At 57.0% G+C, this 12,707-nt stretch carries 12 protein-coding genes; 6 read left to right on the top strand and 6 right to left on the bottom strand.

Annotated elements, in window-relative coordinates:
- Positions 1-14 precede the first annotated feature (14 nt).
- Genes nusG through rpmG form a run of 3 tightly spaced genes read right to left on the bottom strand, consistent with a single transcriptional unit; the run spans position 15 to position 962 of the window.
- The gene (gene nusG, locus ABGT74_RS10330) at positions 15-551 is read right to left on the bottom strand and encodes a transcription termination/antitermination protein NusG (RefSeq protein WP_125116027.1); all 537 of its coding nucleotides are present in this window, start codon (positions 549-551) and stop codon (positions 15-17) included.
- Between the two features lie 12 nt (positions 552-563).
- Positions 564-794: a preprotein translocase subunit SecE gene (gene secE / locus ABGT74_RS10325; protein ID WP_297283569.1), complete on the bottom strand. Its 231-nt coding sequence runs from the start codon at positions 792-794 to the stop codon at positions 564-566.
- A gap of 18 nt (positions 795-812) precedes the next feature.
- Positions 813-962, bottom strand: a complete 150-nt coding sequence (gene rpmG, locus ABGT74_RS10320; protein WP_295949272.1) for a 50S ribosomal protein L33 — start codon at positions 960-962, stop codon at positions 813-815.
- Between the two features lie 260 nt (positions 963-1,222).
- On the opposite strand from rpmG, the gene ruvX reads away from it, so the two are divergent.
- On the top strand, positions 1,223-1,642 hold the full coding sequence (gene ruvX, locus ABGT74_RS10315) for a Holliday junction resolvase RuvX (RefSeq protein ID WP_297283570.1): 420 nt from the start codon (positions 1,223-1,225) through the stop codon (positions 1,640-1,642).
- Between the two features lie 47 nt (positions 1,643-1,689).
- Here ruvX and secA read toward each other — a convergent pair whose 3' ends face one another.
- Entirely contained in the window at positions 1,690-4,446 is a 2,757-nt protein-coding gene (gene secA / locus ABGT74_RS10310; RefSeq protein ID WP_297283571.1) for a preprotein translocase subunit SecA, read from the bottom strand.
- Positions 4,447-4,593: 147 nt separating this feature from the next.
- On the bottom strand, positions 4,594-5,523 hold the full coding sequence (locus tag ABGT74_RS10305; RefSeq protein WP_346705458.1) for a calcium/sodium antiporter: 930 nt from the start codon (positions 5,521-5,523) through the stop codon (positions 4,594-4,596).
- A gap of 288 nt (positions 5,524-5,811) precedes the next feature.
- Between ABGT74_RS10305 and prfB the strand changes: the two genes are divergently transcribed.
- The 5 genes from prfB (at position 5,812) to ABGT74_RS10280 (ending at position 9,466) form a co-directional block, all read left to right on the top strand.
- Entirely contained in the window at positions 5,812-6,936 is a 1,125-nt protein-coding gene (prfB, locus tag ABGT74_RS10300) for a peptide chain release factor 2 (protein ID WP_297283573.1), read from the top strand.
- 61 nt (positions 6,937-6,997) lie between these two features.
- Entirely contained in the window at positions 6,998-7,357 is a 360-nt protein-coding gene (locus ABGT74_RS10295) for a sulfite exporter TauE/SafE family protein (protein WP_346705456.1), read from the top strand.
- A complete protein-coding gene (locus tag ABGT74_RS10290) occupies positions 7,354-7,713 on the top strand; it encodes a sulfite exporter TauE/SafE family protein (RefSeq protein ID WP_297283575.1) in 360 nt (119 codons plus the stop codon). The genes ABGT74_RS10295 and ABGT74_RS10290 overlap by 4 nt, the downstream gene beginning before the upstream one ends.
- Before the next feature lie 205 nt (positions 7,714-7,918).
- Positions 7,919-8,482 carry a ferritin family protein gene (locus ABGT74_RS10285; RefSeq protein WP_346705455.1) on the top strand — a complete coding sequence of 188 codons (564 nt, stop codon included), beginning with the start codon at positions 7,919-7,921 and terminating at the stop codon, positions 8,480-8,482.
- Between the two features lie 105 nt (positions 8,483-8,587).
- Complete coding sequence (locus ABGT74_RS10280; protein WP_346705454.1) at positions 8,588-9,466, top strand: DUF4349 domain-containing protein; 879 nt, start codon at positions 8,588-8,590, stop codon at positions 9,464-9,466.
- 206 nt (positions 9,467-9,672) lie between these two features.
- Here the strand turns inward: ABGT74_RS10280 and carB are convergent.
- Positions 9,673-12,707 (bottom strand): carbamoyl-phosphate synthase large subunit (gene carB, locus ABGT74_RS10275; protein ID WP_346705453.1); only part of this gene is annotated, 3,035 nt, incomplete at its 5' end.

Here is a 12,707-nt window from a genome sequence, read left to right as displayed (position 1 = left end):
GCCGGAAGAATGTTTTACTCGTCGAGCGTCTCGACCTGGTCGAGTTCCAGCTCAACAGGGGTTTCGCGGCCGAACATGGAAACCGTTACATTTACCTTGTTCTTATCCGCTTCCACCGACGATACAACGCCGATAAATCCAGCCAGTGCGCCATCGATGACGCGCACGCTGTCGCCGGGTGCGTAGTTTACCTCGATCTCGCGCTTCTCTACGCCCATTGCTGCGATCTCGTCATCGGTCAGCGGAATGGGCTTGGAGCCACCGGACTTGTCCTGTCCGACAAAACCGGTGCAGCCGCGGGTATTGCGAACCAGATACCAGGTTTCGTCAGTCATAACCATTTTGACAAGCACGTAGCCCGGAAAGAGCTTGCGCTCGACCTCACGGCTTTTGCCGTCCTTGACTTCCGTGACCGTTTCGGTCGGAATGTTGACGGCTTGAATCAGGTCATGCAGCTTGCGGTTTTCGACCGCTTTTTCGATCGAAGAGGCTACTTTGTTTTCGTAGCCGGAGTATGTGTGCACCACATACCATTTTGCAGCGTCTGACATAAATGCCTCCTTTTAGGCGGCGAAAGCTTTGAGCAGCGTCTGAACGCCGAGACCGAACACGATATCGAGCACCCAGATGAAGATACCGACCACGATGACGCAGGCAATGACCACCAGCGTGTTATTCACGGTCTGCTGGCGGGTGGGCCATACGATCTTACGGCACTCGCTCTTGAGCTCGCGGAACCACTTGCCGATACGCGCAAAGAGACCGGGCTTTTTCGCCTTGGTTTCTTCAGCCATGAAGCTACTTCCTTTCTCTTACTTCGTTTCGCGGTGCAGCGTGTGCTTCCGGCAGAAACGGCAGTACTTGTTCATTTCCAGACGGTCCGGGTTGTTCTTCTTGTTCTTGTTTGTGTCATAGTTTCTTTGCTTGCACTCGGTGCAGGCCAGCGTAATCTTCACGCGCATAAATAACGGCACCTCCTTTTAATATTCGTCCCTTCCCGTGCCCCTTTGGCCGGGCGCGGGACAATTTGCCTCCCTTTGCCAGTGTTCCAAGCCCTTTTTCCGAGACACACGAAAAATGGGCGCAAAAAAAGAACCTGCATAGGTTCTTCAAGTATAGCATGGAGAAAACCGGCGGTCAAGGGTTTTTCTCAATAAAGTGCTGGTTTTTTTGTGTTTTTATGATATACTTAGCTTATTCCACAAGATATAGGAGTATTCGCATGCGTATTTTGGGTATTGATTACGGCGATGCGCGCACTGGGCTTTCGATTTCCGACCCATCGGGATTTCTGGCCGGTTCGCCAAGCGTCATCCATGAATGGAACTATGACAAGCTGGTTGACAAGCTGGTATCGTTCGTACAGGAAAGCCGGATCGAAGAGATCGTGCTGGGCTGGCCGAAAAACATGGACGGCACATCTGGGCCGCGCGCGGAAAAATGCGAAGCGCTGGCGAAAACGCTGCGCGAACGGACAGGCATTCCGGTCACGCTGTGGGATGAGCGACGCACAACGGTCGCAGCGCACGACATCCTGCACCAAACGGGCAAAAAAGCGAAAAAGCACCGTCAAACGGTCGACGCGGTTGCGGCAAGCCTGATTTTGCAAGGCTATCTGGATTTCAAGCGCCGGCAAAACTAAAAACAAAGAGAAAAAGAGGGAAACCCGCGGGGTTTCCCTCTTACTTTTTATTTGTACGGGTTATCCGCCTTGAGGTAGCAGCATTTTTTGTACTTTTTGCCGCTGCCGCACGGACACGGGTCATTCGGGCCGACCTTCTTGCCCACGCGCTTGGGCTCGGCCTTGACCGAACCGTCGGAAGCGCCCGCCGCTGCGGTCTCCTTGGCAACCTGCTCGCGCTTGGGCTCCTCGCGGGTGCGCACCTGCGCAAGGAAGATCATGCGCACGGTATCCTCGCGGATGGCGTCGATCATCGCGTCAAACATATCGAAGCCTTCGCGCTTATACTCAATGACCGGGTCATGCTGGCCATAGGCGCGCAGGCCAATGCCGTTTCGCAGCTCGGTCATGGCGTCGATGTGATCCATCCACTTGGTATCAACGTTCTTGAGCAGCACCACACGCTCCAGCTCGCGCATGATCGGCGCACCGATGGCCTGTTCCTTGGCTTCGTATACCTTGTGTGCCTGATCGCACAGCACGTTCGTCAGCTGCTCGGCGGTCAGGTCATCGCACTCCTCCGGAGTGAAGGTGCAGTCCTCAGGACGCAGGAACATGCCGATAAACGGGCGGCGTGCTTGCTCGACCATTTCGACACTGATGAGGTTGTGCTCACCGACTGCGGCATGCACTGCGCGCGCAATGGTATCGTCGATCATAGAAAGGATATTATCCTTGACATCCTTGCCCTCGAGCACCTGCAGGCGCTGGCTGTAAATGGTCTGACGCTGGGTGTTGAGCACGTCGTCGTACTCAAGCACGTGCTTACGGGTAGCGAAGTTGCGGGATTCGATCTTTTTCTGCGCGTTCTCGATCGCGCCGGACAGAATCTTCTGGTCGATCGGCTCGTTTTCGTCGATGCCGAGCGTTTCCATCATGTTCTGAATGCGCTCCGAACCGAACAGACGCATCAGATCGTCTTCCAGCGAGATATAGAAGCTGGATTCGCCCGGGTCGCCCTGACGGCCGGCACGGCCGCGCAGCTGGTTGTCGATACGGCGGGATTCATGCCGCTCGGTGCCCAGAATATACAGGCCGCCCGCCGCGCGCACCTTTTCGGCGTCCGCGTCGGTCTCCTGCTTAAACTTCTTGTACAGCTCGTCAAACTTTGCGCGGATGGCGAGTACCTCGGGATCGTCGGTCTCGGCGTGGCCGTTGGCTTCATAGAGCAGTTCGGGGGTGTAATCGCCCTTTTTCAGCTCGTCCAGCGCCATGGTTTCTGCGTTGCCGCCGAGCATGATATCCGTACCACGACCGGCCATGTTGGTTGCAATCGTAACTGCGCCCGACTTACCTGCCTGCGCGACGATATCCGCCTCGCGCTCGTGATACTTTGCGTTCAGGACGGTATGCTTGATGCCCTTCGCCTTGAGGATCTTGGACAGCTCCTCAGACTTCTCGATCGACACCGTGCCGACCAGAATCGGTTGGCCCTTGGCGTGGCATTCCTCGATGCGCGCGATGGTCGCATGGATCTTGCCGCGCTCGTTCTTATAGACCGCGTCCGGATTGTCCTTACGGGCAATCGGCTTGTTGGTCGGGATTTCGATGACGTCCAGCTTGTAGGTGTGGCGGAACTCTTCCTCCTCGGTCAGCGCGGTACCGGTCATGCCGGACAGCTTGCCGTACAGACGGAAGTAGTTCTGGAAGGTGATTGTCGCGAGCGTCTTGCTCTCGTGCGCGACCTTGACGCCTTCCTTCGCCTCAATTGCCTGATGCAGACCCTCGTTATAGCGACGGCCGAACATCAGACGGCCGGTGAACTCGTCAACGATGATAACCTGACCGTCACGCACGACATAGTCCACGTCGCGCTGCATGACGCCGCGCGCCTTGATCGCCTGATTGATGTGGTGCTGGAGTGTGGTATTGGCCGGGTCGGACAGGTTTTCAACCTTGAAATACTGCTCCGCGCGTGCGGTGCCCTTGGGGGTCAGCGTCGCGGTGCGGGCCTTCTCATCGACAATATAATCCGCATCGATATCGTCCTGCTCCTCCTTGGCATCGACCTCCTTCACGCGCAGCTGCTTAAGACCTGCGGCGAAGCGGTCAGCCATTTCATAGAGCTGGGAGGACTTTTCGCCCTGACCGGAAATAATCAGCGGGGTACGCGCCTCGTCGATCAGGATGGAGTCCACCTCGTCGACGATGGCAAACGCATGGCCGCGCTGCACCATGGCCCTTTTGTAGATCGCCATGTTGTCGCGCAGATAGTCGAAGCCGAATTCGTTATTCGTGCCATAGGTGATATCCGCCTCGTACATCGCCTTTCGCTCGCCAGGCTCGACCGCGTGGATGACCAAGCCGACGGTCAGACCAAGGAAGCGGTAAACCTTGCCCATCCATTCGCTGTCGCGCTTGGCAAGGTAGTCGTTGACCGTGACGATGTGCACGCCCTTACCGGTCAGTGCGTTCAGGTAAGCAGGCAGGGTGGCGACCAGCGTTTTACCTTCGCCGGTCTTCATCTCCGCGATGCGGCCCTGATGCAGCACAATGCCGCCGATGACCTGCACCCGGTAATGCCGCATGCCCAGCACACGCCACGCCGCCTCGCGGCAGGTCGCAAACGCCTCAGGCAGCAGCTGATCCAGCGTTTCGCCGTTCTGATAACGTGCCTTGAACTCGTCCGTTTTGGCGCGCAGCTCGGCATCGGTCAGTTTTTTGTACTCCTCCTCGAGCGCGTCGACCTTGTCGGCGATGGGGTAGATTTTCTTTAACTCATGCGAGGAATGGGTACCGAAAATTTTCGTGAAAAGGTTAGCCATTCTTACTTCAGCCTTTCAAAAGGGACAACAGTCCCCGTTCGTTCATATAGAATTTATTATAACACACAATGGACGGGAAACAAACAAATTTTTTGTGAACGACTGCCGATATGCAGAAAAGGCGCCTCCAGGCGCCTTTTTTGCATTTTATCGAATAATCAGGTATGCGGTATAGACAACATAGGTGAGCGCCATGACCACACCGGGCGCACGGCCGAGCTTGCCGCGACGCGCAGGAAGGTAAAACACGATGCTGATACCGATGAGCACCAGTGCGTCGATGATCGAGGTTGCCTGCACCGGAATCGGCGTGATCGTAGCGGAAACGCCGAGGATGAGCAACAAATTAAAGATATTCGAGCCGATGACGTTGCCCATCGCGATCTCGTTCTGACCCTTGCGCGCGGCTACCAGCGAGGTGACCAGCTCGGGCAGGCTGGTGCCGATGGCGACGATGGTCAGGCCGATGAGCGTCTCGGACAGGCCGAACATACGCGCGATACCGGTCGCGCCGTTGACCGCCAACTGGCCGCCGATGATGATGCATGCAAGGCCAAGCACGATATTGACGCCGATCATGATGGGCGGCATCGCAACCTCATCCTCTTCCGCTTCGAGCGTGTCGCGGTTTTTGAGCGCCGCACGGATCTGCGTACCCAGCACCACTGCGAACGCCGCCAGCAGGATAACGCCCTCGATGCGCGAAATGGTCAGGTCAGGCGCGATGAACACCAGCAGCAGGATGGCCGCGCCGACCGAAATCGGCCAGTCGCGCCGCAGCAGCGTGCGGTCCATGACGAGCGGACAAACCACCGCGGACAGGCCCGCAACCATCAGCATATTGAAAATGTTCGAGCCGACGACATTGCCGACCGCGATTTCATTGGCGCCCTGCAAGGCCGCGGTCAAGCTGACGGCCAGCTCAGGTGCGGATGTGCCGAAGGCGACGATCGTCAGGCCGACGAGCAAGGGCGAAACGCCCAACCGCCGCGCCAGCGCGGACGCGCCTGCAACGAATTTGTCCGCGCCCCAGACCAGCAGGACAAAGCCGAATACCAACATAATGAATGATAGCATGATACAACCCCCTATGATGTTACAATAGCATATCCAGGCGCAAAAAAAGAGACTTTTATTGCGCCTGAGCAATAAAAGTCTCGCTGCTTCCGGTAGGCACAGGTCGAATAATCGACCGTGAATGACGATGCCGACCACGCCCGCAGGCGTGAGCTACTCCCTTTCGTTGTACATAAAAATATAGCGGAAGGACAAGGGTTAGTCAAGCCAAACTTAGAAAAAACTTTACAAGTTCCCCGCAAAACGGTATACTATATACTACTGAAAAATACGTGAAGGAGCATTTTCATGCTTGAGTTCGAGGAATACAAGGTCAAACTGAACAATTTGAAGCCCCAGCTGGAGGAGCTGTACGGCGCGCTCGGTCTGGAGCGCGCAAAACGCGAGGTCGAGGAACTGGAGATCAAGTCCTCCCAGCCCGGTTTCTGGGACAATCCGGAGGAAAGCCAGAAGATCGTCTCCCGCATGGGCGCGCTCAAGGGCAAAATCGAGGCGTATAACCATCTGAACAGCCTGTGCGACGATCTGCTGACCATCTGCGAAATGGCGATCGAAGAAAACGACGAATCCATGCTTGAGGAGCTGGAAAGCGGCTACAAGGAGCTGGAAGAGGGCGTTGCCGAGCAGAAGCTGTCCACGCTGCTGACCGGCGAATACGACAAAAACAACGCGTTGGTATCGTTCCATGCGGGCGCGGGCGGCACCGAAGCGCAGGACTGGTGCGAAATGCTGTACCGCATGTACACCCGCTGGGCCGAGCGCCACGGCTTCACCTATAAGATCATGGACTATCAGGACGGCGAAGAAGCGGGCCTGAAGAGCGCGGATATCATCATCGAGGGCGAAAACGCGTACGGCTTCCTCAAAGGCGAGTCGGGCGTGCACCGTCTGGTGCGTATTTCCCCGTTTGATGCTTCCGGCCGCCGCCATACCTCGTTCTCCGCGGTTGAGGTCATCCCGGATATTCCGGATGACTCGGCGGATTTCGAGATCAAACCGGATGATTACGAAATGCAGGTGTTCCGTTCCTCCGGTGCGGGCGGCCAGCACATCAACAAGACCTCGTCCGCGGTTCGTCTGATCCACAAGGCGACCGGCATCGTCGTTTCCTGCCAGACTGAGCGGAGCCAGTTCCAGAACAAGGACAACTGCTTGCGCATGCTGCGTTCCAAGCTGGTCGAGATCAAGGAGCGCGAACATCTGGAGAAGATCTCCGACATCAAGGGCGACCAGAAGAAGATCGAATGGGGCAGCCAGATCCGCTCCTACGTCTTTATGCCCTACACGCTTGCCAAGGACACGCGCACCGGCTTTGAAAACGCCAACATCGGCGCAGTCATGGACGGCGATATCGACGGCTTCATCAACGCTTACCTGTCCGCGCTGGCAACCGGCACACTGGGCAAGAAATAAGCCTGTAAACACACATAAAGCAATGCCCTTCGGCACAAACTGTTGCCGGAGGGCTGTTTTTATGAGAGAAAACGCAAAATATAGCGTAACCGGTGCGCTGGCTGGCGCGGCAAACGGGTTTTTCGGCGCGGGCGGCGGCCTGTTTCTGGTTCCGCTGCTGGTATACTGGTGCGGCTTGGAGGAACGGCACGCGTTTGCAACCTCGGTCGCAGTGATTTTCCCGCTCAGCGCACTGTCCGCCGCGCTTTACTGGATGCAGGGCGGACTTCCGCTTGCCGCAGCATGGCCCTACCTGTTGGGCGGCGCACTCGGCGGCTGGATTGCAGGCCGCATCTTTCACCGGCTCGATATGATATGGCTGCGGCGTGCGTTCGGCGTTTTGCTGCTGTATGGCGGTGTGCGCGCCGTCCTGCTGCTGTGAGCGCGCTGGTAGCGGCCGCAGTGGGGCTGGCAACCGGCATTTTATCCGGCTGCGGGGTGGGCGGCGGCTCGCTGCTCATGCTGTATCTCACCATGCTGGCCGGGATCGCGCAATATCAGGCGGCGGGCATCAATCTGCTGTACTTTCTCGCCTGCGCGCCCGCAGCGCTCTGGTCGCACAGTAAAAACGGGTTGATCGAACGACGGACAGCCCTTTGGTGCATTGCGGCTGGTATCCCGGCAGCCTTTGCCGCTTCCCTGCTGGCGGCGCGGATGGATACCGGCTGGCTGCGGCGCGCATTCGGCATATTTCTGCTGTGTGTGGGCATCAAAGAGTGCTTTGCCAAGCGGAAATGACCCCATGCAACTCCCCCATATTCTCCCATCCCGAAAGCAAATCGCTTCCGGGATTTTGTTTTCACGCAAAGATTACAGAACAGTTACATTACGGTTACAATCTTGTTATGATGCGTGCATTTTATAAAAAAAGGAGTATAGTATAAACATTAATTGATATTTATTCCTATTTGTAAATAAATATCAATAAAAGGAGGAAACTGGAATGAACCTGAAAGGATCTCGTACCGAACAAAATTTGCAGGCTGCTTTTAGCGGCGAGTCGATGGCGCGCAACAAATATCTGTTTTTCGCAGACAAAGCGCGCAAAGAGGGGCATGAGGATATCGCGGAGCTGTTCACCGGACTGGCACAGAACGAAGGCGCACACGGCCGACTGCTGTACGAAAAGCTGACCGGCATCGGCACCAGCGCGGAAAATCTGCAGACCGCCATCAAGGGCGAATATGGCGAATGGAGCAGCATGTACCCGGATTTTGCAAAAATCGCCCGCGAAGAAGGCTTTAACGACATTGCTCTGCTGTTCGAGAACATCGCCAAGATCGAGCAGGATCATGAGCTGCGCTTCATGAGCGCGCTGATGTCGCTCAATCAGGGTGCAAAGAAGGAAGAAGTAGAAGCCTCCTTGCCGCCCAAGAAGAAAACAGTCGAGGTGCAGGGCTACCGCTGCGCGTTCTGCGGCGCGATTTATGACGAGCGTCCGGATGTATGCGGCGTTTGCGGCGCAATCGGCTCGTTCGAGCAGACCACCTATCAGAAGGAAGTATAAAACACTTTATACATAAACAAAAGTTTACAAAGCAGCAACAGCTGGGAACAACTGGTACGCATGCCCGTCTAATAGGATAACCGAAACAGAAAGGGGTGTCCTGTGATGAAACGACGATGGCTTTGTGTGGTACTTGCCTTGCTGTTGCTGCTTTCGCTTACTGCGTGCGGCGCTTCGGGAGACAGCAGTGCAAGCACCGGGGATGCGGCAGCGCCGGCTGAAAACGGCACTGCAATGGATACGGCAACATCGGAAAGCACGGCGGACTTTTCCGCAGTGCGGGAGAACGCCAAGCTGATTTTATCGGCAGACCTAACACTGGAGACGCAGGACTATGACGCGACCTGCGCCGCGCTTGAGCAGCTCACCGCCGAGGCAGGCGGCTATATCGAGTCGAGCGGAAACGCGGGCGAAAAAGGCAGCCGCACAGCAAATTATACCCTGCGCGTACCGCAGGAAAAGTTTGAAACCTTTTTCGCACAAATTGGGGATACCTGTCATGTCGTGTCTGCCAATCGCTGGAGCGAGGACGTGACCGAGCAGTATACCGACATTGAAACGCGGCTGGCTACCTTGCAAACCAAACACGAACGGCTGCTCGCGCTGCTCGATCAAGCGGCAAAGATGGAGGATATTATCTCGCTGGAAAACGCGCTGGCTGACTGCGAATATGAGATCGACAGCCTAACGGGAGAAAAGCGGCATTACGACGATCTGGTCAGCTTTTCCACTTTCACGGTCTCGCTGCGCGAAGTGCAGACATTGACCGCGGTTTCCGAAGGCACGGGCTTTGGTGCACAGCTGGCACAGGCAGCAAAGAACGGTCTTGGTGGTCTGACGGTCACGGTGCGCGGGCTGATCCTCATGCTCGTGACGCTCTGGCCGGTGCTGGTGCTGCTGGGTATTGTGGGCTATGTGTTCTGGCGTGTGCAGTTGCACCGCAAAAAGAAGGTGCAGCAGTCCGAGCAAAACAAAAAAGAATAGTCGTCCCCGCGCCGTCAGGCGCGCGTGAAACAGAAAAGAACCGCCCCACCGGGCGGTTCTTTTCATCAAAAGCCCGGCTAAGCCGGGCTTTTGATACAGGAGAGCAATTTTGTGTGCATACTTACGCGCAAAATTGCGAAAGGGCTGTGTCCGCGCATTGCGCGGCACAGCCCCCTCGATGAAAGCTGTACGCTTGCATCGAAATTTTAGATTGTGTTGATATCCACCATCTCACAGTTTTCGATCTTGATATCGCCCTCCAGGCAGCGCAGCAGCGCGGAAGCCGTGTCGATCGAGGTCAGGCACGGTATCGCACGCTCGACCGCGGTACGGCGGATATGCACCGAACCCAGCTCCGGATGGCGGCCCTTGACCGAGGTGGCCACGACATAGTCGATCTTGCCGGACTCGATCAGGTCGATGATGTTCGGGGACGGCTCATCCACGTTGCGGATGGCGTTGGTCGCAACCATATGGCGGTTCAAGACGTTCGCCGTGCCGCTGGTCGCATAGATATCAAAGCCGAGCGCTTCAAACCGCTCGCCAATGCGGATGGCCTCCTGCTTGTCCGAATCGCGCACGGAAATAAGCACCGCGCCCTTCTTCTTCATCTGGAAGCCCGCGCCGATCAGACCCTTGAGCAGCGCCTCGCGGAACGAGGTCGAAACGCCGAGCACCTCGCCGGTCGACTTCATCTCCGGCCCGAGCTGGGTGTCAAGGTCGCGCAGCTTCTGGAACGAGAACACCGGCACCTTAACGGCGTAGTGGTCGCTCTCCGGATGCAGGCCGGTGCCGCAGCCCATATCGCGCAGCTTTTCACCGAACATACAGCGGGTTGCCAGATCGACCATCGGCACGCCTGTCACCTTGGAGATATACGGCACGGTACGCGAGGAACGCGGATTGACCTCAATGACATAAACCTGATCGTTATACAGCACGAACTGGATGTTGACCAGACCCAGAACCGCCAGATTCTTCGCCAGCGCTTCGGTATAGCGGATAATGGTATCCTTGTGCTTCTGCTCGATATTGATGGACGGATAAATCGAGATCGAGTCGCCCGAGTGGACGCCTGCGCGCTCGAAGTGTTCCATGATGCCCGGGATGAGAATATCCTCGCCGTCGCAGATCGCGTCGACCTCGATCTCGCGGCCCATCATATATTTATCGACCAGCACCGGGTTTTCCACCTTGTTGCGGGTGATGACCTTCATGAACTCGCGCACGTCCTCTTCCTTGTGCGCGATCTCCATGCCCTGACCGCCCAGGACGTAGGACGGGCGGACAAGCACCGGATAGCCCAGCTCATCGGCCGCCTTGACGGCCTCTTCCTCGGTCATAACGGTGTGACCCGCCGGACGCGGGATGCCGCACTTTTCGAGGATAACATCGAACTTCTCGCGGTCCTCGGCTGCGTCAATCGACCAAGCCGGAGTACCCAAAATCGGAATGCCCAGCTTTTCGATGTGTGCCGCGAGGTTGATTGCGGTCTGGCCGCCAAACTGCACGATGGCAAAGTCCGGCTTTTCCGCGTTCACGACACCGGTCACGTCTTCGGGTGTCAGCGGCTCGAAATACAGACGGTCGGCCGTGTCGAAGTCGGTCGAGACGGTCTCCGGGTTGTTGTTGATGATGACGGTCTCGCAGCCGAGCTTTTGCAGCGCCCAAACCGCGTGAACCGAACAATAGTCAAACTCGATGCCCTGACCGATGCGGATCGGACCGGAGCCGAGCACCAGCACCTTCTTTTTGCCGGATGCAGGCTTGACCTCGGTCTCCTCGTCGTAGGTTGAGTAGTAATACGGGGTTTCCGCTTCAAACTCGGCGGCGCAGGTGTCTACCATCTTGTAAACCGGCAGACGCTTTACCCCGGAAATATCCTTGCCGCCAGACAGCTCGACAATCGTCTTGTCGAGGAAGCCCATCTTCTTGGCGCGGATATACAGATCCTTGTCGATCTCAGCCGCGGAAGCCAGCTCCTTCTCCATGTCGATGATGTTCTGGAACTTGTGCAGGAAGAAGGTATCCATCGTGGTGATCTCATGGATCTCCTCGATGGTCATGATGCCGCGGCGCAGCGCCTCGCAGATGTGGAACAGACGCTGGTCATCCGTACGGGCAACGCCCTTGCGGATCTCCGCATCCGACTGCTGCTGGATGCGCGGCGCGATCATGCTTTCCAGCTTGATCTCACAGCCGCGGACGGCCTTCATCAGCGCGCCCTCAAAGCTGTTGTCGATTGCCATGACCTCGCCCGTCGCCTTCATCTGGGTGCCGAGCGTGTTATCCGCGTAAACGAACTTATCAAACGGCCAGCGCGGGAACTTGACCACGCAATAGTCGATCGTCGGCTCGAAGCATGCCTTGGTCTTTTTGGTGACGGCGTTTTCGATCTCGTCCAGACCGTAGCCCACTGCGATCTTGGCGGTCACCTTGGCGATCGGGTAGCCGGTCGCCTTGGACGCAAGCGCCGAGGAGCGCGATACGCGGGGGTTTACCTCAATTACCGCATACTCGAACGACTCCGGATTGAGCGCGTACTGCACGTTGCAGCCGCCCTCGATGCCAAGCTCGGTAATGATGTTGAGCGCAGAGGTGCGCAGCATCTGGTATTCCTTGTCGCACAGCGTCTGGCTAGGCGCGACAACGACCGAGTCGCCGGTGTGGACGCCGACCGGGTCGACGTTTTCCATGTTACAGATCGTGATCGCGTTGCCCTTGGCGTCGCGCATGACCTCATATTCGATTTCCTTCCAGCCTGCGATACATTTCTCGACCAGAATTTCATCGACGCGGGAATACATAATGCCGGTTGCGGCGATCTCGCGCAGCTGATCCCACGTATAGGCAATGCCGCCGCCCGTGCCGCCGAGCGTATACGCCGGACGGATGATGACCGGCAGGCCGATTTGACGGGTAAACTCGACCGCATCCTCGACCGAGTGCACCACCTTGGACGCGATGCAAGGCTCGCCGATCTTTTCCATCGTGTCCTTGAACATCTGGCGATCCTCCGCCTTGGCGATGGTCTCCGGGTTCGCGCCGAGAAGCTTGACGCCCATCTTGTCGAGGAAGCCGCTCTCGCACAGCTCCATGGCGAGGTTCAGGCCGGTCTGACCGCCGAGGTTCGGCAGCAGGCTGTCCGGGCGCTCCTTCTTGATGATCTCCTGCACCGCTTCGACAGTCAGCGGCTCGATATAGACCTTGTCAGCCATGGCCTTATCGGTCATGATGGTTG

Origin of the sequence: uncultured Agathobaculum sp., from assembly GCF_963927765.1 — a bacterium.
Lineage (GTDB): Bacteria > Bacillota > Clostridia > Oscillospirales > Butyricicoccaceae > Agathobaculum.
The sequence above is the reverse complement of the archived record's forward strand: the minus strand, read 5'-3'. Positions and strand labels throughout refer to the sequence as shown.